The sequence below is a fragment of the Brevibacillus sp. HB1.1 genome, assembly GCF_013332445.1.
Lineage (GTDB): Bacteria > Bacillota > Bacilli > Brevibacillales > Brevibacillaceae > Brevibacillus > Brevibacillus porteri.
The window spans coordinates 288,063-313,905 of sequence record NZ_JABMIV010000006.1; the positions used below are offsets into that span (position 1 = coordinate 288,063).

Consider the following 25,843-nt stretch of genomic DNA (forward strand, 5'->3'; position numbering starts at 1 on the left):
GTCCCTTACCTATCCCTATTCCTGCTCTGCCTGTTTGACGCCTTGCTCCAATGCTTTCCAAGCCAATGTCGCGCACTTGATTCGCGCTGGGAACTTGGCTACGCCAGACAAAGCTTCAATATCGCCAAGATCAATCGAGTCATCGATTTCTTTACCTTGCATCATATCGGAGAATTTCTGTGACAGCTCCAGTGCTTCAGCAACTGGTTTGCCTTTGATCGCATCCGTCATCATTGACGCAGATGACATGCTAATCGAACAGCCTTCTCCAAGGAACTTGGCATCTACCACCTTGCCATCCTCCACTTTCAAGGAGAGCGAGATGCTGTCACCACAGGTCGGGTTATTCAAATTTACAATGAGTCCTTCGGATTCTTCCAGCTTCCCGCGGTTGCGTGGTTTCTGGTAGTGATCCATAATGACGCGGCGGTATAAATCATCAAGAGAAGACATTGCCGAAATACTCCTTCGTCTTCTTCAAGCCCGCGATCAGCACATCTACTTCTTCTTCTGTATTGTACAGATAGAAGCTTGCCCGAGCGGTAGCCGTCACATTCAGCCAACGCATCAGCGGTTGTGCGCAGTGATGACCGGCACGAACTGCGATTCCGTAGCTGTCGAGCACCGTCGCCAAATCATGCGGATGTACCGTATCCAGGTTGAATGTAATTAAGCAGCTGCGATCCTGCTGTGGGCCGTAAATCTTCAGTCCTTCAATCTCGCGCATTTGTTCCATCGCGTATTTCACGAGATGTTTTTCATGACGCTCGATATTGTCCATTCCGATCTCTTCCAAAAAGTCAATCGCTGCTCCCAATCCGATAGCTCCTGCGATGATCGGTGTACCTCCTTCAAATTTCCAAGGAAGCTCCTTCCAAGTGGAGTCGTACATATCCACATAGTCGATCATTTCTCCGCCGAACTCCATCGGCTCCACACGCTCCAGCACCTCACGCTTGCCATACAGGACACCTACGCCTGTCGGACCAGCCATCTTGTGCGCGGAAAACGTATAAAAATCGCAATCCAAATCCTGGACGTCGATTTTCTTGTGTGGAGCACCCTGCGCTCCATCAACAAAGAGAAGTGCACCATGCTGATGGGCGATTTGGGCAATTTCCTTGATTGGGGTAGTATCCCCCAATACGTTGGAAACATGGTGAATGGCAACGAGTTTGGTATTGTCCGTAATCGTTTCCTTAACCGCTTCCAGAGTAACGGTGCCGTCCTCTGCCAGCGGAATGAACTTAAAAGTCGCTCCGGTCGCCTTGGCTGCCTGCTGCCAAGGAATGAAATTGGCGTGATGCTCCACCAATGTGGTCACGATTTCATCTCCCGGCTTAAGGAACATGCGAGCATAGCCATACGCTACCGTATTACAAGCAGATGTCGTACCACGCGTAAAGACGATTTCTGCGGCTTCACGGGCGTTGATGAAGGCGCGAACTTTTTCACGCGCGCCCTCGTACCCATCTGTCGCTATGTTGCCCAAGGTGTGCACGCCACGGTGCACATTAGAGTTATACTCCCTGTAGTATTTAGCCATCGCCTCAATAACCTGAATCGGTTTTTGAGAGGTTGCACCATTGTCCAAGTAAACGAGCGGATGTCCGTTTACTTCCTGGTCAAGGATGGGAAAATATTTCCGAAGCTCCTTGGCGTTCATTAGCCTAACTTCCTTTCAAGCGCCTGACGGAGTCTGTTTTTCACTTCTTCTACTGGAATCTCAGCGACAACTGGCTCCAGGAAGCCGAGAATGATCAGACGTTCTGCGCCTTGACGGGAAATACCACGGGACATCAAGTAGAAGATAGACTCTTCACTAAAACGTCCTACCGAAGCTGCGTGACCCGCTTTAACGTCATCCTCGTCGATCAACAGGATCGGATTGGCATCACCGCGAGATTTATCGCTCAGCATCAGGATGTTTTCCGCCTGTACGCCGTTTGCCTTTTCAGCGCCTTTTTCGATTTTCGTGATACCGTTCAGGATACTCACTGCTTCATCCGTCATAACAGCCTTGCTCACCATGTCAGACTCGGTGTGCGTGCCGATATGCTGTACTTGGGAAGTGAGGTTTTGACGTTGGGAACCAGTACCTACAGAAATGGATTTGGTCTCTGCGATCGAAGCAGATCCCTTGAGGATGGTGGTATTGTTGGCAACGGTATTGCCATCGTTCATCTCACCCAAAATCCATTCCATTTTTCCATCGCGCTCAACGGTTGCACGACGGAAGCTGTAGTCGTGAACGTCTACAGACAGAGAACGTACAGAAGCTACTTGCACAGATGCGCCCGCGCCTACATATACTTCAACTAGGCTGTTCGCAACCATGCTTTTGCCTTCGCCAGATACATATGTATCCACGTAGGTTACTTTGCTGTTCGCTTCTGCCACGATCAAAACATGTGGAGCCAACAGAGCGTTGTCGCCTGCTATTTCATACACAGCTTGCAGTGGAACATCTACTTCCACGTTTTTCGGAACGTAGAGGAATACGCCACCATTCACGACTGCCGTATGCAGAGCAGTCAGCTTGTGCTCATCAAGTGCGATTACGTTCAGCAAATATTTTTGCACGAGATCGCCATGTGTTTGCAGTGCATCAGCAAACGTCGTGAAAATCACGCCTTGTGCCTTCAGCTCATCGGATACTGCTTGAAAAACGGTAGAAGCATTTTTTTGTACCAACAGGTTTTTCACGCTGTCGACATCGATTTGTGCTTTTACCAAATCGCTGAGTTCATTCGCCGCTGCCACCTTTGCAGTGGTTTGGAACGGATCGAAATCAACGGTATTCCATTTATCAATCTTCGTTTTCTCCAAGGCAGGGAGCGCCAGCTCTCCCGCCGCCTTCAGTCCAGCGAGGCGCTTTTCCAGGAACCAGGCAGGCTCCTGATTAGCTTTGGAGTACTGGGTGATCGCCTCGGAATCGAAGCGTAGCTGTACATCCACACTCATTTCACTGCTGCCTCCTTCATCCTACACGTTGGCGTTTACGGTTTCGTCCTCGATGCCGAGTTCTTCCTTGATCCAGTCATAGCCTTCTGCCTCCAGGCGTTCAGCCAGCTCAGGACCACCGGACTTCACGATACGACCTTGCATCATGACGTGTACGAAGTCAGGCTTTACATAGTTCAGCAAACGCTGGTAGTGCGTAATAATCAAGAATCCGCGGTCTGCGGAGCGCATTTCGTTTACACCAGCTGCAACGATTTTCAATGCGTCGATGTCCAAACCGGAGTCGATTTCATCCAGAATACAGATAGCTGGCTCCAAGAGCATCATTTGCAGAATCTCGTTACGCTTTTTCTCACCACCGGAGAAACCTTCGTTCAGGTAACGGTGGGAGAAAGACTCATCCATTTCCAGCGTGTTCATCTTTTTGTCCATCTCACGGATAAATTTCATCAGGGAGATTTCGTTTCCTTCGCCACGGCGTGCGTTAATCGCAGAGCGCAGGAAGTCAGAGTTAGTTACACCGCTGATTTCGGACGGGTATTGCATCGCCAGGAACAGACCTGCACGTGCGCGCTCGTCTACTGCCATTTCCAACAAGTCTTCGTCATTGATCAGCACTTCGCCATCGGTTACCTCATATTTTGGGTGACCCATCAATGTGGATGCCAATGTCGATTTACCGGTACCATTTGGTCCCATGATCGCGTGCACTTCGCCGCCCTTGATCTCCAAATTCAGGCCTTTGAGGATCTCTTTGTCCTCGATCTTGGCGCGAAGGTTTTTTATTTGCAAATGCGGTACTGCTGTCATCTGAATTCCCTCCATACACGTCAAAAGTGAGTTGGTAAATTCTCAATCCATTCTCAATAACTATCTTATAATAAGAATAATTATAAATCAAGGAATGAAACATATCTGTATTTTTTATATCATTATATTTAGAAAGTCCGTTTTTGCTCATGAATCCTTCCTAAATATTGTTGCCTCCGCAGCATTTTTCCCTTTGTAACTTTTGGACATACGTTTTTGTCTAAATTCCAGGTACTTTTTGTAAAAAACACCACTAGATACCTAGAAAGGGATGGAGCATTTTGAAAAAGAGTAACAAGAAACTCGCTATTGTCTTACTACTTGTAGGTGGCCCACAGTCTTCGCAAAACGGACACAGAGAAAATATATGCTCGTTTCTCCAACATTAAATTGATAGTCAATGACCACGTCGTCAAAACCAAAGCAGAACCATTCATATATAATGGTTATGTATCGCTATCACACTATTGAAGGGCTCCCTTGGGAAGCTTACCTGACTCTTTTCCGTCAGTCAAATGGAAAAGTTGTCCCAATCAATACCTCGAAAGTATTCGATGGCAGCAAGTAACGGATGAGCTAAAAACCGTCGGTCACTGACGGTTTTTTCTGTTTTCACGAAGAAAAAACGGATAGACCTTATTGTCTACCCGTTTCTTTCTTGTTCGATTACTTTACTTTAGGACCCGCATTCGCAATATCTGCTGCATTCGGGAATTTTTTCTCGAAGTTCTCAATGAAGCGTGCAGCCAGATCAGCCGCTTGCTTGTCGTAATCTTCCTTGTTTGCCCATGTATTGCGTGGTTGCAGAACTTCAGCAGGAACGTTCGGGCAAGAAGTTGGTACTTGTACCCCGAAAATCTCGTCAGCTACATAGTCTACTTTTTCCAGCTCACCGTTCAATGCTGCTGTTACCATCGCACGCGTGTAGGACAGCTTCATACGTTGCCCAACACCTACCGGACCACCAGTCCAACCAGTGTTCACCAGGTATACTTGAACCTTGCGATCGTCAATCTTCTTACCGAGCATTTCTGCATATACTACAGGATGCAGTGGCAAGAATGGAGAACCGAAGCAAGTAGAAAACTCTGTTTGCGGAGCAGTTACACCACGCTCTGTACCTGCCATTTTGCTGGTGTAGCCAGACAGGAAGTGATACATGGCTTGCTCTTTATTCAGCTTGGAGATTGGAGGCAATACACCGAACGAATCGGCTGTCAAAAAGACGATGACATTTGGTTGCCCGCCCACGCCTGGAATCACAGCACCCGGAATTGCTTCCACTGGGTATGCAGCGCGTGTATTCTCTGTATATTTGGTGCTATCGTAGTCTGCTACACGAGTCGCTTCGTTTACGTCTACATTTTCAAGTACGGTACCGAACTGGATTGCTTTCCAGATTTGCGGTTCGCCTTCTTCAGACAGCTTGACGCATTTTGCATAGCATCCGCCTTCGATATTGAACACGCCATTGTCAGACCAGCCGTGCTCATCGTCACCGATCAAGAAGCGGTCCGGGTCAGCAGACAGCGTTGTTTTTCCTGTACCGGACAAACCGAAGAACAGGGCAACGTCACCGTCTTTACCTACGTTCGCAGAGCAGTGCATCGAGAGTACGTTGCGCTCTGGAAGCAGCATGTTCATGACGCTGAAGATCGACTTTTTCATTTCGCCAGCATACTCAGTGCCACCGATCAATACTGTCTTTTGCTCAAAGCTCATCACGATGAAGGTCTCGGAGTTTGTTCCGTGTACCGCAGGATTGGCCTTGAAATTAGGCGCATAAATAACCGTGAATTCTGATTCGTGCGCAGCCAGTTCTTCTTCGGACGGACGGATGAACAGCTGACGTGCAAACAGGTTATGCCATGCGAATTCGTTCACTACGCGGATTGGCAGGCGATAGGTTGTATCTGCACCCGCAAAGCCATCGAAGACAAACAGTTCATCTTTTGATTGTAAGTATTGGAGCACGTCTTGTTGAAGTGCTTGGAATTTTTCAGTACTGATTGGTTGGTTAACCGGACCCCAGTTGATTTTATCGTGTACGGAAGCTTCGTCCACCACAAATTTGTCCTTTGGCGAACGGCCGGTAAACTTCCCTGTTAGCGCATTGAGCGCCCCCTTATCGGTCAAAATCCCTTCGCCACGCTTCACTGCCATCTCAACAAGATTAGCTACAGGTAAGTTATGATACACTTTTGTAGCTCCAAGAATGTCAGTAAGCTTTTGAACCGTATTGGTTTCCATGTGTGAACGATCTCCTTCCCAAAATGTGTATCATTTATTGTGACTTTCTAATTGTCGCTCGATTTGTAATTAGTATATCACATTTAGCTAAATAAGCTACATAATTTTATAATCTCTCATGGAGAATGTGTGAATAACCCTCCTCATGCGTATTATTCCCCAACAGCAGTATTTTGTCCACAAACCAATCAGTCTATCGACTATACGGGAAGTACACAGAGACATTTTCCCCACAAAAAGAGCAACACCAAGAGTTTACTCCCTTAGTGTTGCTCTCACAAGGCATAAAGATTTACGTATTTTCAAACGTTTTTACGACTGTCTGACACAAAATCGCCACACCTTTTTCCAATGCAGAGCGGTCAAAATGCATCAGCGGATGATGCAGCCCTGGCACCAAATCACATCCAAGAGCCAGCATCGTCGCCTTGATATGAGGGCGCTCCACCGTATAGTAGTGGAAATCCTCCGCTCCCGGACTGACAGGAGCCGCTCGCAAATTCTCTTGACCGAGCACATCTACGATCGCCTGCTCCATAAATGCCTTCGCTTGATCATCGACCTCCGCCGCCACCATGCGAGAACCGGACTCTACCTCTATGCGTGCCTGAAAAGACTCCTCGACTCCGTTAATCATTTGACGAACGCGATTCTCGAGGGTCTCCATCGCCTCATTCGTCTGCGCTCGCAGATCGAGAGCAAAACGCGCCTTGTCCGGAATAATGTTGTAGCTCTCTCCCCCGGCTTGCAGCATGGTCATTTTAACGGTAGCAGGCACCATCGGATTGATATGTATATGCCCGAGTCCAGAAATAATGGCTCCCGCTACTTCTATCGCATTGATCCCGAGATGCGGTCTCGCTCCGTGCGCAGCCACTCCTGTGATTTCCCCGTAGAGAAACATGGCTGCTCCATTGTAGATTGCGGGTCCCGCCGTTCCATTTGCCATCTCCTGAATCGGTCTTAAGTGAACACCGTACAAATAATCGATGTCATCGGCGACACCCTTCTCCACCAGCTTCAATGCTCCTGTTCCTTTTTCTTCTGCTGGTTGGAACAAAATTTTTAACGTTCCCGGCGGTTGATATCCAGCGGCAACCAATGCTTCTACCGTTTCCACGATCAATGTCATATGGGCGTCATGACCGCAGGAATGATTCGCGCGCCATTCACCCCCCACTTCTTGCCAGAGAGCATCGATATCTGTGCGCAAGCCAACAACTGGCTTCCCTTCGCCCCATTCAGCTACTAATCCTGTACAATCGTCAAAAGTCGTAACACGCAGTCCCAAGGCACGCATGCGCTCCGCCAAATAACGAGTCGTTTCTACTTCCTTCCAGCTTATCTCCGGATTCTCATGCAGATGACGGAATGTTTCGGCAATAGCATCTTTACGTGCGGCAACCGTCTGTTGCAACGACATAACAGTAGACATTAAAGCGCCTCCTCCAAAACCGTTTCTTCCTATTATATCACACTGCCCTAATAGACAGTTCACCGACAGGTCAGTCGCAAAATGGCATCGAGCTTCAATTGGTCGCGCAATGGCCCTGCTATTTGCACCTTTTCTTTGGCGAGCGCATAGACGAGCTCATCGCCGCCAAACAGCATGTGCATTTGTTTCTCCGCTCCCCTGATGATCAGATCGGCAGACTGTTCTTCTGTCCACACATCCCAGGATGCAACGCCTTTTACTATCGTCAATTGCCACTGTGAAGGTGAATCATCGACCACAATTCCGATCCTGCGCTCCCATCCTGCTGTTATGAATCGCAAGTGTGCTTTTCCTTGCAGTCTCTCGCCCAGTTCAAAAAGCAGTCTGCCCATTCCGATCATCTGCACGCCACCCCTCTCTTCCCAATTGGGTTCGTGGCCTGTCAGGTCGAATCCTTTGGCGAGGAATGAGAGTCACTGTCGGCTGTTGTCAGGGTAGCTATCTTTTTCTCGACATTTTAGAAAGACCTTTAAAGAGGGCTTTTGAGTCAACATCGTGGAGGAGAAGAAAAAGCACAGTTCTCTTCGACTCTGACACGCCCGCAAAGGGATTCACTGACCGTCTCCACTTAATAAAGGGGACCGTCGAGCCAAAGCCACCCTACGGGCGGGAGTTTCTCCAGGAAGAAGTGTTCGACAAGCGTGGTCCCCTTTTTTAAGTTCCGACTGGGGAGGCTTTGTCAAGGTCTACGAGCCCTGTGCTTTTTCTTCTCACCAGCTTTGTTTGTTCATCGGTACATTCTAAAACTAAAAAAAACATCCGCAACCGCTTTTTTCGCACCACAGTAGTGAGATGGCAAATAAAAAAAGCATCTGCTTTACGCAGATGCTTCCTGAAACACTACTCATCAAACTCGTCTTTATCGAGTCGCACCTCAAGGTGGTGACCATCGGGTGTCTCAAAATACAAATTATAGCTAGTAGGCTGTGTAATTGGGCCACGATAGCAAATATTCTCTGCCTCCAGCTTATCGACCAGATAGTCCAGCTCAGCTCGGCTTTGCACAGAGAAGGCGAGATGATCGACCTGCCCTACGCCGCCTTTCCCAGCTTCCCCGCCATGAGGATGAAGACCGATCCGTGTGTATGTGCCAATTTGAAAGTAGACAGGTGCTCCTTCCGTCATATTCTCTTCCGGGATAGGGACTTCCAAAATGTCCTTAAAAAAACGAGCTACCTTCACAACATCACTACAATTCAATGCGATGTGGTGAACGGCTTTCAAATGAAACATTCACACTGCCTCCCACGTCAACTCAGGTCATGCGCTCTTGTGCGACATTAGCTTTTCTTTTATTGTACTGCTTCAATCGCTCGCTTAACCGTCTTAAACGAATCATCAATGCTTCCCGCCAATCGTCATCCTGTAACTCCTTGGCGACTCCTAGCAGATCAAGTGAAATATCGATCTGCTGCTTTAATACTTCGGCGAAGCTGGCCGCTTCATCCGTCATGGTACAATTCTCAAACAACTCGGATGTATTGTCAACACTCACAAAGTCAGCAAAATCCACTTCTGGAGCCTGATCTCCCTGAGCATATTCTACTAAAATTTCGTATTCTCCCTCAATACCGGGATGAACCTCAATTCTGTCACATACAGGACAAAACATGATGGGGACATTGTGTACAAGCGTTTTATAATGACGGACTGAGCCTACGGAACCTACCATTCCAGCACCACAACAAAAACTCATATAGTCTCCCTCCCTATTCGCCAAATGAAACGTCCATGTCCGTTTCTTGGTCGAAACTTCTGTCTGTATCCGCATTGTAGCTTATATACCCATTAACACTCCACCCGCAAATGATACCAATGAAGGAAATCGCATAAAGATTTGGTTTATCTATTTTACTCGATTTACTTTGATTTCTGCAACATTTTCTGACTAGTGTGAATATTTTTCCCTCATTTGCCTAAATCCATCATACAAGATAGTCTTAATCTATCCGATAATAAGGAATAATAATCGTTTTAGCAAAAATTCAAAAGGAGAGCGGTTTCATGTTTCGTTTCAAAAGTCTTCGTGCTCGGACTCTGACTATTACCCTTCCTGTCATTATCTTGACACTTTTGCTCGTTGTGGGTATCGGTTTCTGGTTCTCTGTCGACCAACTGAACCAGGAAATTGAGGACAAAATGAATTATCAACTAGATATGGTCGGCAGCAATGTAGAAAAGCAACTGGAAGCCCACAGCAAGGTAACCCTGAGTATGGCTCGCTTTATTGAAATGGCTCCTATTACAAATTCGCTGGAGCAGTTAAATTCCCTGCTGTCCAAAACCGTTCTCATTAATGACACGACGGTTGGAATGGGAATTTTCATGGAACCTTACGCATTTGACCCGAACAAAAAACTCGTTGCTACATACGGGGCAAAGACTGACGGCAAGGTTAACATTACAGATGAATACAGCAGCGACTCCTATAACTATCCAAATCAAGACTGGTACAAGGTCGGCATCACGACCACAAAGAAAAGCGATTATTCAGAGCCGTACTTTGACGAAATTTCCAAGGTGTCAATGGTGACGGTAGTCGCTCCTTTTTACACCCCGGATAAAAAGCTTCTGGGTGTGGCCACAGACGATATTACCCTCACTGACGTGGAAAAGCTCGTCTCCAGTACAAAAGTAGGCGAAACAGGCTGGGCCTTTTTGGTGGATCAAAAAGGGAGATACCTCGCTCATCCTCAATCAGACAAGCTGATGAATCATTCCGTTCAATCTGACGAGAATGCTTCCTTGGCAGCAATAGGTCCTTCTCTTCTAGAAGAGAAGTCAGGCATGAAGACGTTTAACGATGAAAACGGCATCAATCGTGTTTATTTTCAAGAGCTCGGAGATACAAACTGGACAATCGCTCTCGTTATGCCAGAAAAAGAAATTGTAGATCCTCTCTATGACTTGTTCTTCGAGCTTTGTACGGTGAGCCTGATCGGTCTGTTGATCATGATTGCTGTCATTTATTCCTTCAGCAAATACCTGACCAAACAAATCGAGCGAGCCAACCAGCTGTCGCAAGCCCTTTCCAACGGCGATTTTACTGCTTCCATGGATATTCAGACAGTTGATGAGATAGGGGTTATGGCAAATCGCTTTAACTCCATGACGGCAACCTTGCGCGAAACGCTGGGTCAAGTCAGCTTCAACGCTCAACAGGTTGCTGCTACGTCTGAGCAATTGATGGCAAGTGCGGAACAGACGAGCAAAGCAACAGAGCAGATCGCTCAATCCGTTCAAGAAATTGCCTACGGTACTGAGCAGCAAGTGGATGCGACTGTTCAAGGCTATGAAGTCATCAACGAGATTGCCGTACACATTGAAGCGATGGAAAAAGGAATTGAGGATGTAAATCTCTCTACACAAGAAGCGAACCGCCAAGCCACAGATGGCAATCAGATGGCAGCTAAAACGGTCGAGCACATGGATGTGATCCATAGCCAGATGGCCAAGACCTCTACCATCGTCAATACGCTAGGCCAGCGCTCCCAAGAGATTGGAGAAATGATCTCACTCATCACGACGATCGCCAATCAAACCAACCTGCTCGCTCTGAACGCCGCTATCGAAGCAGCTCGCGCCGGAGAACAAGGACGAGGCTTTGCAGTTGTAGCCGACGAGGTGCGCAAGTTGGCCGAGCAGTCCAGCTCTGCCGCTGAGCAAGTCAGTCACATCGTCACCGTGATTCAGCAGGACACAGGCTCAGCGATCGCGGCAATGAATCATGGCGCTTCTATTTTGGGAGAAGGCATGACACTCGTTCGCTCAACAGGAAATGCATTTGAGCAAATTACTGGCTCCACGTCAGGGCTGCTCGACCGTATGAATGAAGTGACAACAGAAATGAGCAAGATCAGTCAGCAAATGCAAACGATTGTATCCGCTATAACGCATATTACACAAATCGCAGAACAATCAGCTGGCAACTCTCAAACAGTTGCAGCAGCAGCGGAAGAACAAACCGCTTCCATGGAGGAAATCTCTTCGGCTGCAACGATGCTAGCGAAAATGGCAGAAGAGCTTAATGATGCAATACGAACATTCAAGCTGGAGTAGTCCATCCCTATATAAAGAAAAGCCGGAGCATAAAAGCCCCGGCTTTTTTGTTTCCTATTCTTTTACCATCGCTTCGTATTTGTCTGCATCCATCAGCTTGTCCAGCCCAGCTGCATCAGACAATTCGACGACGATCATCCATGCTTGCTCGTATGGCGAGGAGTTAACCAGTTCAGGTGCATCTTCCAGTTCGCCATTTACTTCTACTACTTTACCAGTTACAGGAGCGTACAGTTCAGAAACGGTTTTTACCGATTCCACGCTGCCAAACGGCTCATCCTGTTGGATTGTCGTGCCTACCTCAGGCAATTCGACAAACACGATGTCACCCAGCTCTGATTGAGCAAAAGAAGTGATTCCGATGTACGCCTTGTTTCCTTCTACTCGCACCCACTCATGCTCTTCACTGTAACGTAGATTTTTCGGGAATTCCATCGTTTACATATCCTCCTATCGGGTACAATCCATTACACATACATAATTAGACGAACATTCTAGGATTCCTCTTCGATCCCCAAAATTCTGAACAAGCGTTTTTTTACCAGTTGGAGACCCTTCTCTCCTGCCTGAAAATGACGTAACTGAAGAGCCTCGTCAAACAAATAAAAAGCGGGGACGTATTCATTCTGGAATGCATCGGCTGTCTCTCTATCATTATCGATTGCAATAGGGTGTGTCAAATGTTGTTCTGCAATCGCCTTCTTGATCATCTCGATGTCTGTATCTTTTTCCGATTGAGGCATATGAATTCCAATGACTTTCAAACCGTTAGCAGCGTATTGATCTCGCCATTCGTTTATGCTTGGCATCGATTCCTTGCACATGTAACAACTGACGGACCAGATATGCACCAAGACAGGACTTCCAACCAAATCAGCTTTGGTTACTTGCCCGTTGATCCACTCTGTAATCCCAGGAAAGTCAGGCATTTCTTCGTGCAAACGCATGAAAGCTCATCCCCTCTTTTTGGACTTCAACCGCTACACACTTGTTTTCATGTGAAGAATCCCGGATTGATCGATGGCAGCTACAACCTCTAACAGGATCTCGGGAGGTTGAACGAGAGCAATTCGTACATACCCTTCTCCTTCTTCGCCGAAGGCACTTCCCGGAACGACGACGACTCCGGCTTTCTCCAGTAAAGCGAAGGCAAACTCTCGTGACGTCCAGCCGTTCGGTACAGCTGCCCAGACGAACATGGTCGCCTTGGGAGATGGAATGCTCCATCCTGCCTGTGCCAATGCCCCCAGCAGCACATCACGCCGTTCTTGGTAAACGGGTGCGACTGTGTTTTTCTCACCCGATTCCCGATCCCTTCGCAAAGCCTCAATGGCCATTTGCTGTACAGGCAAAAAGACGCCGTAATCGATATTGGATTTGACAATCGCAAGCGGCTTGATGATGTCTGCATTCCCTACAACGTAAGCGATCCGGCAACCTGCCATGTTGAAGCTCTTGGAAAACGAATTAAATTCAATTCCCACTTCCTTCGCTCCTGGCACTTGCAAAAAGCTCGGCGCTTGGTAGCCGTCAAACACCATTTCCGAATAGGCCAAATCATGAACCACGATAATGTCAAAACGCTTGGCAAAAGCCACGACCTCTTCAAAAAAGGCAAACGTAGCGACCGCGGAAACCGGATTATTCGGATAGTTCAGAATCATGAATGTTGCACGAGCCGCTATCTCCTCTGGAATGTCTGTCAGCTTTGGCAAAAATTCATTTTCTGCCCGTAGAGGCATCCGGTAAGGAACTGCTCCCGCCAAATGAACACTGCCTTCGTAGATTGGATACCCAGGATCAGGTACGAGGACGATATCTCCAGGATCGGTCCATGCCAAAGCAAAGTGAGCCAAACCATCCTGTGACCCCATCAAAGAATGAACCTCCCCATCAGGCGCCAGCTCCACCCCAAAACGATATTGATACCAGCGGGCGACCTCTTCTCGGAAGGCCGCCGTTCCATCGCTCAATGGATAGCGGAAAGCAGTTGGTTGCTGGATGGCATGGATTAACGTTTGCAGTAGCTTCTCGTCAGGCTGCTGATCAGGACTGCCGATGCTCAAGTCGTATACCGTTCTTGTTTTGGCAACTTCCCTTTTGCGAGCCTCCATCTCTGAAAAAATGTCGGCGGTAAGATGGTTCAGTCTGTTGGAAGGTTGGCGCATCATGCCTTCCCTCCCCAAGCCTTCTCCAGCTCTTCTTCTTTGAAACCAAGGGTTACCGTACGATCGCTTGCGATAAGAGGCCGTTTGATCAGCTTGCCATTGGAAGCCAACAGCTCAAGCATTTCATCCTCTGACATTGTAGGAAGCTTGTCCTTCAAGCCGAGCTCGCGGTAATGAACACCACTCACATTGAAAAACTTGCGCAAATCGAGACCGCTTGTCTGCCAAATTTGACGCAGCTCCTCTTTAGACGGCGGTGCATCAACAATCGGAATTTCTTCGAAGCCAATATGTTGATCCGTGAGCCATTTTTTCGCTTTGCGGCATGTATCACATTTGTTGTATAGGTAGGCTTTCGTCGTCATATTCATTTCCTCGCTTTTTCGTTTCTGTCATTATATTTATTGTATAAGAATTGGTAAACGTGTAGCAAACAAGAACGACAGCCGTCCCTCTCTTCTGGCTGTCGTCATACGTTTCCTTCTCATGTGGTATCTGTTATTCGGTGCGCTCGGCCTTAGCATAATCTTTCTCATTCGTCTGGTCAGGATTTACCTGCCACATTTGCGAAAGCGGCGAGAAGGGCACCCCTAGTTGCTTGGCATTCTGGTCTTCCACAGCCTCAGCCAGTGTCCCGGTTAAAGGCATGGTGTACTCAATGTGCTCATCCATCTGCCCATCCTCCTTCACATTTCCTAGTGTGAGGAGTTTGCACGTCATTATGCAGACGGTTTTGCTTTGATCTCGACTTGGTAGCCAGCGTGCTTTCTCGTCTGGAATACACCATTATCAAAAATCAAATACTGTGCTTTCACACCGATCAATCGGCCGCCGAGCTGTTCTTCTTTATCAAGTGTCTTGGAATTAATTTTATCGAGTGACTCCAAGATCGGATAGGCAATATCTACCCATTCGTCCTCACGATATTGGAATGCTTTAAACTGTTCAGGAAAATGACCGTACACTTCGTCACGCATGGCGAGCAAGTCAATTTCCTTCACATCTCCCTTGAGCATTTTGCGCCAGTTGGTCTTGTCCGGCAAAAACTGACTCAAATGGAATTCAAGCTCCCCAGCCATCCGACGAGTGGGAAGCTCCGCAATCGGAATCGCGCGAATCGCACCTTGATCCACCCAGCGTCTCAATTCATTATGCTTGCGAGTCAATCCTACCTTTATATCACTCGATACTGCCAGATAGACAAAATGAGGAATCATGCAATATCTCTCGCCGAAGCTCTCGTCGCGGCAAGTCCCCAAGTCAAAATGACATTCATGCGGCTTGACGATGCACAAGTCATTTTCCGGCAGTTTGGTAAAACAGGGATAGCAATACCCGCTGTTAAACGTCTTGTTTGTTTTGCGGCCACAGGCAATGCAATTTTTTTCGCCCAAAAACGAAATCGTCAATTCACTGCCCAGCCATTCATTAAGCGGAAGGCGATCTTCACCGATATTCAAATAGTAGTCTACCGGCTTGTCCCCTCCTTGGTACTCGTGTGTTAGTCCTTGCAAAATACCGCGGAGTTCCACCAAACTCTCTCCTCTCCTATGTACGGTTCTTCCATTTTAGCATAACCGCCACCTACTCTGACCGCTGTTTTCTTTTGGTAGCATGTTTTCCCTGGCAGGAGGTGAACCTAATCACATCCCAGAAGAAGGTGGCGATTGTTCATGCGCAAATGCATACGGTACGCCTTGCTTTTCGCCTGCCTTCTTGGCTACGGCACCCTACCTACCTTTGCCCAGCAAACACTACCTTCGTATGAGCCGATCCACAGAATCGACACAGAGAAAAAGGTCGTCGCCCTCACTTTTGATGATGGGCCGGATGCTATCTACACGCCCAAAATTCTTGAGGTGCTGCACCAGTACAATGTTCGCGCTACGTTTTTTGTCCTTGGCTCACAAGTGGACAAGCATCCAAAGGTCATGCAGTGGATTTACAAGGCCGGGCATGAAATCGGCAACCACGGTTACCACCATTTTGACCTGAACAAGCTGACCGAGCATGAAGTGTACGAAGACATCAAGCATGCAGAGCGCTCCATTTTGAAGACGACCGGCATTTTGGCGCAATACTACCGTCCACCCTACGGCATCCTGACACATGACGTCATGAATGCGGTTCAATCCAGTGGCTACGACATCATTCACTGGTCCATTGATCCTCGCGATTGGTCTTTGGCACGCACGGCTAATGTCATTGCCAAAAGCGTCAAAAGCAATGTCTCCTCCGGGGATATCATCCTGTTTCATGATGGGGGTCTGAACCAACGGCAAACAGTCGCTGCGCTTCGGGAGCTCATCACGGATTTGCGTTCGCAGGGCTATCGGTTTGTCACGGTCAGTCAATTGTTGGATGCAGCAAAATAATACGGCACCAGTGCCTCGTTTTTCATGAAACGAAACGAAGCAACTGGTGCCCTTCTTTTTTACGCCAATACCTTGCCCAAGAACGAGCGTAAGCGATCATTCTTGCTGTTGCCAAAAACCTCGCTGGGATGACCTTCTGCCATGATGATACCCTGATCCATAAAAATGATGCGGTCGCCCACTTCCTTGGCAAAATTCATTTCGTGTGTAACGACTACCATTGTCATGCCTTCTTTGGCTAAATTTTTGATGACGGCAAGCACCTCTCCTACCAGCTCCGGGTCTAGGGCGGATGTCGGCTCATCAAACAGCATAACCTTTGGATTCATGGCGAGCGCCCTTGCGATTGCGACTCGTTGCATCTGCCCGCCAGACAGCCGCTCGGGATACACATCGGCCTTATCCTGGAGCCCCACCTTCTGCAAGAGAACCAAGCCTTGCTTTCGGGCATCTTCCTGGGACATTTTCTTCACTTTTACAGGGGCCAGCATGACGTTTTCCAACACCGTTTTATGCGGAAAGAGATTAAAGCGCTGAAAGACCATCCCGACCTCTTCTCTGACTTTATTAATATCGGTCTTGGGGTCTGATAAATCATGTCCGTTGATGACAATCCTTCCGCCGCTCATTTCCTCCAGCTGATTCAAGCAACGTAAAAACGTGCTCTTGCCCGAGCCAGACGGACCAATGACACAGACTACTTCCTTTTCTGCTACCTGAGTCGTAATGCCTTTCAACACTTTCAGATCGCCGTAGTTCTTCGTCAAATCCGACACCTGTATAATCATTTGTCTGTCCCCCTATTGCGATAAAACAAGCTTGTAGTTCTTGTGATTTCATTTTACTGCAATAGTCTAAAAATTGCATGAATTTACTGTCAGCCTACCTCATTCCCATTTTTTCCAGTGCTAGTCCTATGCGTAACTCTGCCCTCGACGGCTCATGCTAAGTGTGAGGTGGTTTTCATGCATCGAAAAAAATGGGTCGCGCTCGTAATCGTACTGGTCGTTTTTCTATTAGGGCTTTTGGTTGAGGGTATTTACGGGACTTATACAGAACTCGTCGACCATCCTGGGTTCGCTTGGGAAGAAAATGTGGTATCGGGCTATGGCAACAGCAAAATTGTGCAGCTATTTGTAAACGGCGTTATTTCGGGGCAGCAAAATAACGCTGGGCTGCCTTCGATGACGGAGCTATTGACTGAACAGCTACGCCGAATTGAAGAGGATGAGATGGTGAAAGCCGTGGTCCTTCGCATTGATAGTCCAGGGGGAGAGGTCGTCGCTACCGATGAACTACACAGACGCTTGCTGCGGCTCAAGCAGGTTCGCAATCTTCCTATTGTCGTCAGCATGGGTTCCACAGCAGCCTCAGGCGGCTATTACTTGGCCACAACAGGCGATGCGATTTTTGCCAATCCCAACACACTAACCGGCAGTCTCGGCGTCATTTTCAATCTGTTTAACTATAGTGAAGCTGCGAACAAGCTAGGTGTACATCAATACGCGATCAAAAGCGGACGCTTCAAGGACATCGGCAGTCCAGCCCGGCCACTGACGGACCCAGAACGGCACATTTTCCAAACACTCGTCAACGAAAGCTACAACAATTTCGTCGACGTCATCGTCAAGGGCCGCAACCTCTCGCGTCAGCGCGTGCTGGAAATCGCTGACGGCCGTGTCTATTCGGGTGAACAAGCAAAACGCCTGGGGCTCATCGATGAATTCGGCGATTTGGAGGAAGCGACACGCTATGCCCTCTCTTTGTCTGGAGAAAAAGAAGCCATGGTCATACGCTATGCGGACCAACTCTCCATCAGCAAGCTGTTATTCAGTATGAAGCAGTACTGGTCGAATCCTGATCCGCTTGGTCTCAATCGAATATGGGACCGCCAAAGTTCACCTCGCCTGCTGTATCAGTTCATGCCTTAGCCTGTTAAAACAAAAAAGGAGTGGCTTCTTATGAACCAGCTTCCCGACGAAGAAAAAGCACATGATCCTGATTCCCTTGATCCATATTCAGAAGCCCAACCACAACATTTGTATGCTGGCTTCTGGATTCGTGTGGTGGCGTCGCTCCTTGATTCGATGTTCTTGATCGGCATTAGCTACCTCATTTTCAATCCGTTACGACGTTTTTTTGCCGTTCCATACGCCTCTTTTCATTTCATCGATTTGGTAGAGGCGTTGTTTGATCTCCTCTATATGATCTTGCTGACCTGGTGGACCGGACAAACCTTGGGAAAGCTGATCACAGGCATCCGCGTCATCAGTGCCAGACAGGCGCGAGGCAATCTGTCTGGCGGACAGGTATTTTTACGAGAAGTCATCGGCAAATTCGTCGCTTCACTCGTATTCGGATTGGGCTATCTATGGGTTGCATGGCACCCACGTAAGCAAGGCTGGCATGATCTGATCGCCAAAACGTATGTCATCCGGGATCGTCGACCATAACCTCCGCTCTATAGCGGGGGTTTTATTTTTGCATCCTTGGTCCCTATTTTTGTAGGAGCTTCCTGCCGATACCATTACCAACAAGGCAGATCCTATCCAACCGAGGAGGAAGATACATGCGAAAACAGAAAGTAACCAGCATCCTCGCCCTGAGCCTTTCGCTGGCTCTGCTCGGCCACGTTGCCCCTGTCCTTCCTGTTTCAGCTGCATCTGCTGCCCCTCAAGCAGCAGCCGTTAAAACGAATGTCGTCTATAACCTTCAGCTAGGAATGAGCACCGCACAGGTAGAACAAACAGTAGGCAAGCCTGCCCGCATTGATCCAAGTCATACGGGCGTGGAATGGTGGATTTACAATCAAGATTTGAACAACTATATTCAAGTCGGCATGCAAAACGGCAAAGTCGTGACGTTGTTCACCAATGGAGCCAAGCTGAATCTGAATGGCATCACGATTGGCTCTACTACAAAAGACCTGCAAAACAGCTGGGGTGCACCGCAAAATACGCTGACGATCAACCCGAGTCTGCGTATCCAAAAAAATACCCTTACTCATCCGACCTATCTCCAAAACAATCAGGCGATCACCTTCTCTATTGATCAGCTGGGTGGAAATAAGGTCGCAGGGGTGCGCATCTCTACTCCTGAGCATTTTGCCACTATTGCGATTGGCTTGATGTATCCCATTTCCTATACGAAATTACCTGAACTGCCGAAACTGACAGACGCACAGATGAAGCAGGCAGCGCTCGCATACGAGAAACAAAATTTGGACTTACTCAACGTGGCAAGGCAACGTGCCAAGCTGCCCGTTATCACGTGGGATGAACAAGTTGCAGCAGTGGCCAGAGCACACAGCCAAGACATGGCCCAGAATAACTTTTTCAACCATACCTCCCCATCTACGGGAAGTCCGTTTGATCGTTTGAAGCAAGCCAGCATTCGTTACAGCGCAGCTGGTGAAAACATTGCCTACGGACAGCTAGACGGGATCGAAGCCCACATGAGCTGGATGAACTCCGCAGGGCATCGTCAAAACTTGCTCTCTCCAAATTTCAAGCAGCTCGGTGTCGGTATCGTTATGAAAGATGGCCGCCCATATTTCACCCAAAATTTTGTCACCCGCTAACACTACAGCAAAAAGACACGCCTTCGTAAGTGGCGTGTCTTTTTTTCATGAACACAAGGGCAAAGCTATGGCTGCGAAGTTGCATTTGTAGTGGCAGGTGCAGGTGCAGACGGTGTCGGAGCCTGGCCGTCATCTGAGAAAAACGGAATGATTACCAGACTGAGCACGAAAAATAAGATCCAGGCAATGCCTCTTCTGAAAATACATGGTGTCAGCATCGGGTAACCCCTTCCAATCATGCTGTTCTACTTACTATTCATACGCTTCCCACCTTGATGCCCGTTTATGCTTTTTTGGGCAAAAAAATAAAAGCCTCGCCAAAAGCTTGGCGAAGCTTATCCATCCTTGTTTTTACCCCTGTTTTTGCAAGGGCATCGAATACGTCTGTTCTTGGGTTGCCTTTTGTTTGAAAAACAGGCAAGCTGCCGCGAAAACAATGAGCAGCGATCCCATCAGCCAAAAGATCGTCCACGGCTCCCACACGTCCATCAGCAGGCCATTCACATTCGGAGCCAAAATACTGGCGACACCAAAATTGACGCCCGCGATAATTCCTGCGGTAGGAACCATCGATGCTGGTAAAATATCTGCCGAAAAAGCCAAGCCTAACGAGTAAAAGGAACCGACAGCCGCTCCAGCTATAGCCAACAACAGCATCATCAGCCATACGTTTTCACCTGCAAACGGGAACAGGAAGAAGGCCAATCCCCCTACAAGCGCACACGCGAGCATGACCTGCTTGCGACCTATACGGTCACTCAATGCCCCCAGCGGCATCTGCAAAATAATACTTCCCACGACAAACGACGGAAGGATCAAGGAAACCCATTCAACGGACAAGCCGGTACGCAAAGCATAAACGGGAAAACTGCCGTTGAGCGACGTCTCCATGAATCCGAACAAAAACGAAGGAATCAGCGCCAACCAAGCAAGTCGCAAAACAAATGCGTATTTGTTTTGCTTCTTTTCCGTTTGTTCGATCTGTGCAGGGAACTCATTTTTGATCCGGGATAATAATAAGAAGGCAATCAGATACAGAACGAGCAAGCCTCCAAAAGGTACCCAAATCCCCAAATGGAGCACGCTTAAGCCTAATGGACCAATGCTAAAGCCCACGCCATATGCCAGCCCGTAAATGGAAAGATCGCGTCCTCGATTCTCGGGAGATGCGATCTTGGTCACCCACATTTGGCTGGCGTAATGTAAACCACTATCGCCCACACCCATCAGTAAACGTAATACGAACCAGATCGCCAAATGGCTGAACATCGGGATGAGCGCTGTTGCGATCGTCACCAACAGCAACCCCCATAATATTGTGGATCGGTATCCAATGCGCCGCAGTGGGATTTCCAAAAATGGATTGACCATGACCATTCCAATATACAAGGCGGCGGCGTTGAGTCCATTCATCACGGATGAAACACCTTGTTTTTCCAATAAAACCGTCAGCATCGGGATCGTCAAGCCTTGGCTTAACCCCGCAATGCCGACAACCAAAATCAACACCCAAAAGGTGTAACGTGACTGTGACATGGTGTTGTTTCTCCTTCCTAGCTCCCTACTAAGCACTCTCTACGGAAGCACTCCCCTGTTGAAGCTGATACATTTTTTGATAAAGACCATTTTTCACCATGAGTTCATCATGGGTACCTCGCTCCATGATTTCTCCACGGGACAAAACAAGAATCTGGTCAGCGTGCTGAATCGTCGACAATCGATGAGCAATAATGAATGTCGTCCTACCTTTTGATAGTACATGCAACGCTTCCTGAATGGCTAGCTCTGTTTCACTGTCAATGCTTGCCGTTGCTTCATCCAAGATCAGCATCGCGGGATTAGCAGCCAGTGCCCGAGCAAAAGAGATCAGTTGGCGTTGGCCTGCGGATAACGTCATGCCTCGCTCGACGACTGGTTCGTCATAACTGCCCGGCAGCTTGGAAATGAATTCGTCAGCACGTACCGCTTTTGCCGCCCGCTTCACTTCTTCATCCGTAATCGTATCGTTGTACATGCGAATATTGAATCCAATGCTTCCCGTAAACAAGAACGGGTCCTGCAAAACCAGTCCGACATGACTGCGCAGCGAGTGCGTATCAATCTGTCTCATATCTTGCCCGTCGATCAAAATGCTCCCTTTCGTCACCGGATAGAACCCAAGCAGCAAATTCATCAAAGAGCTTTTTCCCGATCCGGTGTGCCCTACCAGTGCAATCGTCTGACCAGGCTGCGCCGTAAAGGAGACGTTTTTCAAGACGTAATCGTCACCCTGATAAGCAAAAGATACGTTATCAAAAACAACCTCTCCACGCGGGCGCTCGATTTGTGCACCAGCTTCTCTCTTCTCCGTAGTCTCATCCATAATTTCGAAGACGCGCCCCGCCGAAATGGTCGCCTGCTGCATTTGTGACAACCGATTCATGATCATGTTGATCGGCTCGAAAAAACGCCCCATGTAATCAACAAAAGCAAAAAGCGCACCAAAGGAAATTGCGCTGTGGAAGGAACTCGAGCCGTAATACCAAACGATCAGGGTCAAGGAAATTTTCCAGATCAGATCTACCGCTGGGCGCAAAAGCAAGGATTCGAGATTGATTTCTTTCATCCGCACCTTGAAGTAGTCTTCATTTACATCAGCAAACTCCTTTTGCACACCTTTCTCCCGACGAAAAGCCTGCACGATCGTCATGTTCTGGATCATTTCATTGATCGTTGTATTCATATCACCGAGCTTCGCGCGAATCACCGCATAGTAGCGAGAGCTGTACTTTTGATACACGTAGACCAACAGTACGAGCACTGGCACCGTCAAAAAGCAGAAGAGAGCGAGCTCAGGCTGTAAGATGTAGAGCGCGATCAAGATTCCGATCAAATAAAGACCATTCTGCACAAACGTCGCGAGTACACTCACATACAGCTCACGAATGGCTTCTGTATCATTGCTCACACGGGAGACAAGCGCACCAACTGGCGTTTTGTCAAAAAAGGCAACCGGGAGCTTTTGCAAATGGATAAACAGCTTCATCCGCATTTGCTGAATGATGCGCTGCGCGATCTTTTGCAGCCACAAAATCTGGACGTAATTGAATCCTGCTGAGAGCAAGATCAATGCTCCATAGCCTGCGGAAAGCCAGACAATGGGCAGGACATCCCCTTGATACATCGCCTTGACTTCCTCTGCGGTCAGCCGAATACCTGTGGAGCTCATCTTTTGACCTGATTGATCCTTCGTTGTTACCTCGAAGCGTTCCCTGCCGTTTTCTGGCGTAATCGGGGTGAATTGCTTCTCCGTGTTTGGATTCACCTTGCCGGAAACCAAGTAATAGGTCGTGCCTTCTGTCAGCACGGTTCCTTCTTTTTGACGGATACTATCCAAAGCAATACCCGTCTTTGCTGCGACATCTTCACGAATATAGTTCGTACCGTTCAGTGAGGCGACCTGCCCCGCTGCTTGTGGTGGCACTTCGTCCAGTTGATACCAAGGCTTTTGGATCGCTAGGATGTGATTATCGATTATGACCTTGGCTAAAAAAGGACCCGCCAACTCTGCACTCGTTCCCAGCAAGAGCAGGAACAGCGCTCCCAGTATTTGCTTTTGAAATGGCTTGGCGTACTCGGTCAAACGCCCCCATACATTTTCTTTGCTCATGAAACACTTTCCCCCTCTCTCAACCAGCCACATCCTGTTCCATTTGCTGACGACGGTACTGTTCTGCATACCAGCCGTTGCGCTGCATCAGCTCGTCATGTGTCCCCCGCTCAACGATCCGCCCCTCATCCAGCACGAGAATCAGTTGTGCATGCTGTACAGCAGACAGACGATGAGCGGTAATAATCGTCGTTTTATCTGCGCGCTCCTGTCTCAGATGACGCAGGATACTCTCCTCAGTCCGCGCATCCACAGCCGATAAAGAATCGTCGAGAATCAAGATACCCGCATCCATCAAAAGAGCGCGTGCAATGGAAATACGCTGTTTTTGCCCACCGGAGAGGGTGACCCCCTTCTCTCCAACCATGGTTTGCAATCCATCTCTGAATTGCGCCAGATCTCTCTTCATCTCCGCAAGCTCCAACGCATGCATCACGTCTTCGGTCGTCGCTTGTGGTTTCCCGAATGTAACATTTTCTGCAATCGTCCGTGAGAACAGCAAATGCTCCTGAGGCACATAGCCGATTTTTTCTCGCAGCGTATCGAAAGCAAGTCCCTCAATCGGGATGCCCCCGATAAACAGAGCTTGTTCCTTCATCTGATATTGATGCAATAAAGCACGGCATAGCGTCGACTTGCCGCTTCCTGTCCGTCCGACAATCCCAAGCGTCTCTCCTTCGCCCAAATGAAACGAGATGTCAGTGAGTGCCTGCTTGTCAGTCCCCGGATACGTAAAGGAAAAATGGCGTGCTTCTACGGTATTGGCGATTTGGCTCGTGACCGGATTCGCTGCCTCCGTCACATCTGGCTGCTCCACCATTAGCTCTGTAAAACGCTTGTGGGAAGCACCACCGCGCTGCAACACATTGACTAGCCAACCAAAGGCGAACATCGGCCAAATTAAAAGTCCCAAGTATAAATTGAACGCAACCAAATCCCCTAAGGAGATGACGCTGGTGAACACTAAATACGTCCCATAGCCCAGCCCGATCAAAAAGCTGAAGCCAATAATAATCGCGATTGTCGGCTCGAACAGGGCGTCGATCCGCGAAACGCTCACATTTCGCTCCAACGTTTTTTCACTGACCCGGCGATATGCCTCGATATCGGCCTTTTCTTGAACAAATGCTCTCAACACCCGAACGCCCGATACGGATTGTTGGACATGATCATTCATCTCTCCGAAGGCTTCCTGCGCTAAGTAAAAGCGCTCATGCAGCAACCTCCCATAGTACGCCGTTGACCAAGCCAAAAACGGCATCGGGATCAGTGCAGCAAGCGTCAGCTTCCAATCAATCGCGGTCACCATGACGCCCAGCGTTAACAAGGTCATGAACAGCGCATCGACAAGCGTAAGCACCCCTGTACTAGCTGTTTGTTCAATGGCAGGAATGTCGTTGGTAGCGACGGCCATCAGATCCCCACTGCGTTTACGATGAAAAAACGACGGGGTCATTCTCGTCAAATGGGCAAACAGTCGCTCGCGCAACGTCCTCTCCAGTATCAGGGCCCCCCCATTTAACAAGAACCGCCAGAGAAACCGCAATCCATACAAGCTAACACCCAAAACGAGCAAGATGACCACTGTTTGCGTCAAGTCAGCGTTTGTCAGGGAACTGTTGCGAATCGAATCCACCGTGTCCCCGATTAATTTCGGTGGCCAAAGCATGAGGACATCAATAATAAACAACACAGAGATTCCAATGACGTACCGTTTCCAATAGGCACGGAAAAACCAAGATAATTGCCGAAGTGTCTGCATGTAAATCACCTCTATTTATTCAAACCTAACAGCACGACTAAAAAAGGGCTTGCGAATCACGCGCAGCCCTCTTGATCTGTCTTCACCATCGTAATTGACAGAATTTTCATTGTCAATCGAAGCATACAGTTCAATCTACTATTTTTTATCGCTTTTCCAGTCCAGCCATTCCTCTTTTAGCAGGCTGTAAGTGGCATGATCCACGTAATGATCGTAAAGGAATTCATTCCGGCGGAGTATCCCTTCCAGTTGAAACCCTAATCGTTCTGGAATCGATCTGCTCTTATCGTTTTCCGTAGCAGCCTGAATCGTTACTTTTTCCAAATCCCATGACCCGAAGATCAATACGTCCAAGTAGGTCGCCACTGCTTCTGTCATCAGGCCTTTGCCTTGAAATTGTGAACCCAGCCAGTAGCCAATAGACGTCTTTTTGTTGATCCAGTCCACCGTATGTACACCGACTGTACCAGCCAGACGTCCTTGGTACCAAATGCCGTAGTTGATGCCGCGATTATCGTTGTACTGATGGATCGTCGCTTGGATGAATTGGCGAGAATCCTCTACCTTCTTCGTATAATTCAGCCACGGCAGCCATTCCATAAGATTCTCCCGGTTCGAATCCGTAAGCAAAAATAACTCCTCAGCATCTGCTAATTCTAATTGTTTCAAGTACGTATCTTCATTGATTGCTATCCGTTGAATCGTTTGCATACGAATCTCCCCTTTTCTTG

General features: G+C 48.2%; 26 protein-coding genes. 5 read left to right on the top strand and 21 right to left on the bottom strand.

The annotated features are described in order from the left end of the window. Positions 1 to 15: 15 nt before the first annotated feature. From sufU to HPY27_RS17945, 9 genes are all read right to left on the bottom strand, one after another. Complete coding sequence (gene sufU / locus HPY27_RS17905; protein WP_017251433.1) at positions 16 to 453, bottom strand: Fe-S cluster assembly sulfur transfer protein SufU; 438 nt, start codon at positions 451 to 453, stop codon at positions 16 to 18. Next, the gene (locus tag HPY27_RS17910; protein WP_017251434.1) at positions 440 to 1,666 is read right to left on the bottom strand and encodes a cysteine desulfurase; all 1,227 of its coding nucleotides are present in this window, start codon (positions 1,664 to 1,666) and stop codon (positions 440 to 442) included. The genes sufU and HPY27_RS17910 overlap by 14 nt, the downstream gene beginning before the upstream one ends. Next, on the bottom strand, positions 1,666 to 2,964 hold the full coding sequence (gene sufD / locus HPY27_RS17915) for a Fe-S cluster assembly protein SufD (RefSeq protein WP_017251435.1): 1,299 nt from the start codon (positions 2,962 to 2,964) through the stop codon (positions 1,666 to 1,668). Before sufD ends, HPY27_RS17910 begins: the two co-directional genes overlap by 1 nt. Positions 2,965 to 2,985: 21 nt before the next feature. Continuing rightward, complete coding sequence (sufC, locus tag HPY27_RS17920) at positions 2,986 to 3,774, bottom strand: Fe-S cluster assembly ATPase SufC (protein WP_017251436.1); 789 nt, start codon at positions 3,772 to 3,774, stop codon at positions 2,986 to 2,988. Positions 3,775 to 4,440: 666 nt separating this feature from the next. After that, positions 4,441 to 6,024 (bottom strand): phosphoenolpyruvate carboxykinase (ATP), encoded by a 1,584-nt coding sequence (gene pckA / locus HPY27_RS17925; RefSeq protein ID WP_174225599.1) that lies wholly within the window; start codon positions 6,022 to 6,024, stop codon positions 4,441 to 4,443. A gap of 292 nt (positions 6,025 to 6,316) precedes the next feature. Then, a complete protein-coding gene (locus HPY27_RS17930) occupies positions 6,317 to 7,459 on the bottom strand; it encodes a M20 peptidase aminoacylase family protein (protein ID WP_017251438.1) in 1,143 nt (380 codons plus the stop codon). 59 nt (positions 7,460 to 7,518) lie between these two features. Continuing rightward, positions 7,519 to 7,860, bottom strand: a complete 342-nt coding sequence (locus HPY27_RS17935) for an SCP2 sterol-binding domain-containing protein (RefSeq protein ID WP_017251439.1) — start codon at positions 7,858 to 7,860, stop codon at positions 7,519 to 7,521. Between the two features lie 499 nt (positions 7,861 to 8,359). Beyond that, on the bottom strand, positions 8,360 to 8,752 hold the full coding sequence (locus HPY27_RS17940; protein ID WP_007726371.1) for a VOC family protein: 393 nt from the start codon (positions 8,750 to 8,752) through the stop codon (positions 8,360 to 8,362). A gap of 22 nt (positions 8,753 to 8,774) precedes the next feature. After that, positions 8,775 to 9,215 carry a hypothetical protein gene (locus HPY27_RS17945; RefSeq protein ID WP_017251440.1) on the bottom strand — a complete coding sequence of 147 codons (441 nt, stop codon included), beginning with the start codon at positions 9,213 to 9,215 and terminating at the stop codon, positions 8,775 to 8,777. A 308-nt stretch (positions 9,216 to 9,523) separates the two neighbouring features. On the opposite strand from HPY27_RS17945, the gene HPY27_RS17950 reads away from it, so the two are divergent. Then, positions 9,524 to 11,578: a methyl-accepting chemotaxis protein gene (locus tag HPY27_RS17950; RefSeq protein WP_174225600.1), complete on the top strand. Its 2,055-nt coding sequence runs from the start codon at positions 9,524 to 9,526 to the stop codon at positions 11,576 to 11,578. A 54-nt stretch (positions 11,579 to 11,632) separates the two neighbouring features. Here the strand turns inward: HPY27_RS17950 and gcvH are convergent, their stop codons facing one another. The 6 genes from gcvH to HPY27_RS17980 form a co-directional block, all read right to left on the bottom strand. After that, positions 11,633 to 12,013 (bottom strand): glycine cleavage system protein GcvH, encoded by a 381-nt coding sequence (gene gcvH, locus HPY27_RS17955; RefSeq protein WP_017251442.1) that lies wholly within the window; start codon positions 12,011 to 12,013, stop codon positions 11,633 to 11,635. Positions 12,014 to 12,072: 59 nt separating this feature from the next. Beyond that, complete coding sequence (locus HPY27_RS17960; protein ID WP_017251443.1) at positions 12,073 to 12,525, bottom strand: redoxin domain-containing protein; 453 nt, start codon at positions 12,523 to 12,525, stop codon at positions 12,073 to 12,075. 33 nt (positions 12,526 to 12,558) lie between these two features. Next, positions 12,559 to 13,749 carry an aminotransferase class I/II-fold pyridoxal phosphate-dependent enzyme gene (locus HPY27_RS17965; RefSeq protein WP_174225601.1) on the bottom strand — a complete coding sequence of 397 codons (1,191 nt, stop codon included), beginning with the start codon at positions 13,747 to 13,749 and terminating at the stop codon, positions 12,559 to 12,561. After that, positions 13,746 to 14,111 (bottom strand): arsenate reductase family protein, encoded by a 366-nt coding sequence (locus HPY27_RS17970; protein ID WP_026043314.1) that lies wholly within the window; start codon positions 14,109 to 14,111, stop codon positions 13,746 to 13,748. The genes HPY27_RS17965 and HPY27_RS17970 overlap by 4 nt, the downstream gene beginning before the upstream one ends. Before the next feature lie 133 nt (positions 14,112 to 14,244). Then, on the bottom strand, positions 14,245 to 14,418 hold the full coding sequence (locus tag HPY27_RS17975; RefSeq protein WP_017251446.1) for a hypothetical protein: 174 nt from the start codon (positions 14,416 to 14,418) through the stop codon (positions 14,245 to 14,247). Between the two features lie 47 nt (positions 14,419 to 14,465). Continuing rightward, positions 14,466 to 15,278 (bottom strand): DUF2797 domain-containing protein, encoded by an 813-nt coding sequence (locus HPY27_RS17980; RefSeq protein ID WP_174225602.1) that lies wholly within the window; start codon positions 15,276 to 15,278, stop codon positions 14,466 to 14,468. Between the two features lie 141 nt (positions 15,279 to 15,419). Here HPY27_RS17980 and HPY27_RS17985 point away from each other — a divergent pair, with 141 nt between their 5' ends. After that, complete coding sequence (locus tag HPY27_RS17985) at positions 15,420 to 16,121, top strand: polysaccharide deacetylase family protein (protein ID WP_017251448.1); 702 nt, start codon at positions 15,420 to 15,422, stop codon at positions 16,119 to 16,121. Positions 16,122 to 16,180: 59 nt separating this feature from the next. Here the strand turns inward: HPY27_RS17985 and HPY27_RS17990 are convergent, their stop codons facing one another. Next, positions 16,181 to 16,909, bottom strand: coding sequence for an amino acid ABC transporter ATP-binding protein (locus HPY27_RS17990; RefSeq protein ID WP_217368685.1), 729 nt, complete (start codon positions 16,907 to 16,909; stop codon positions 16,181 to 16,183). 177 nt (positions 16,910 to 17,086) lie between these two features. Between HPY27_RS17990 and sppA the strand changes: the two genes are divergently transcribed. From sppA to HPY27_RS18005, 3 genes are all read left to right on the top strand, one after another. Then, positions 17,087 to 18,052 carry a signal peptide peptidase SppA gene (sppA, locus tag HPY27_RS17995; protein WP_174225603.1) on the top strand — a complete coding sequence of 322 codons (966 nt, stop codon included), beginning with the start codon at positions 17,087 to 17,089 and terminating at the stop codon, positions 18,050 to 18,052. 30 nt (positions 18,053 to 18,082) lie between these two features. After that, a complete protein-coding gene (locus HPY27_RS18000) occupies positions 18,083 to 18,574 on the top strand; it encodes an RDD family protein (RefSeq protein ID WP_017251451.1) in 492 nt (163 codons plus the stop codon). A 116-nt stretch (positions 18,575 to 18,690) separates the two neighbouring features. Continuing rightward, a complete protein-coding gene (locus HPY27_RS18005; RefSeq protein WP_174225604.1) occupies positions 18,691 to 19,701 on the top strand; it encodes a CAP domain-containing protein in 1,011 nt (336 codons plus the stop codon). A 65-nt stretch (positions 19,702 to 19,766) separates the two neighbouring features. Here HPY27_RS18005 and HPY27_RS18010 read toward each other — a convergent pair whose 3' ends face one another. From HPY27_RS18010 to HPY27_RS18030, 5 genes are all read right to left on the bottom strand, one after another. Continuing rightward, positions 19,767 to 19,919, bottom strand: coding sequence for a hypothetical protein (locus HPY27_RS18010; protein WP_017251452.1), 153 nt, complete (start codon positions 19,917 to 19,919; stop codon positions 19,767 to 19,769). Positions 19,920 to 20,052: 133 nt separating this feature from the next. After that, on the bottom strand, positions 20,053 to 21,237 hold the full coding sequence (locus HPY27_RS18015; RefSeq protein WP_174225605.1) for an MFS transporter: 1,185 nt from the start codon (positions 21,235 to 21,237) through the stop codon (positions 20,053 to 20,055). Between the two features lie 28 nt (positions 21,238 to 21,265). After that, the gene (locus tag HPY27_RS18020; protein WP_174225606.1) at positions 21,266 to 23,350 is read right to left on the bottom strand and encodes an ABC transporter ATP-binding protein; all 2,085 of its coding nucleotides are present in this window, start codon (positions 23,348 to 23,350) and stop codon (positions 21,266 to 21,268) included. 19 nt (positions 23,351 to 23,369) lie between these two features. Further along, the gene (locus HPY27_RS18025) at positions 23,370 to 25,112 is read right to left on the bottom strand and encodes an ABC transporter ATP-binding protein (RefSeq protein ID WP_174225607.1); all 1,743 of its coding nucleotides are present in this window, start codon (positions 25,110 to 25,112) and stop codon (positions 23,370 to 23,372) included. 138 nt (positions 25,113 to 25,250) lie between these two features. Beyond that, on the bottom strand, positions 25,251 to 25,823 hold the full coding sequence (locus HPY27_RS18030) for a GNAT family N-acetyltransferase (RefSeq protein WP_017251456.1): 573 nt from the start codon (positions 25,821 to 25,823) through the stop codon (positions 25,251 to 25,253). Positions 25,824 to 25,843: the final 20 nt, after the last annotated feature.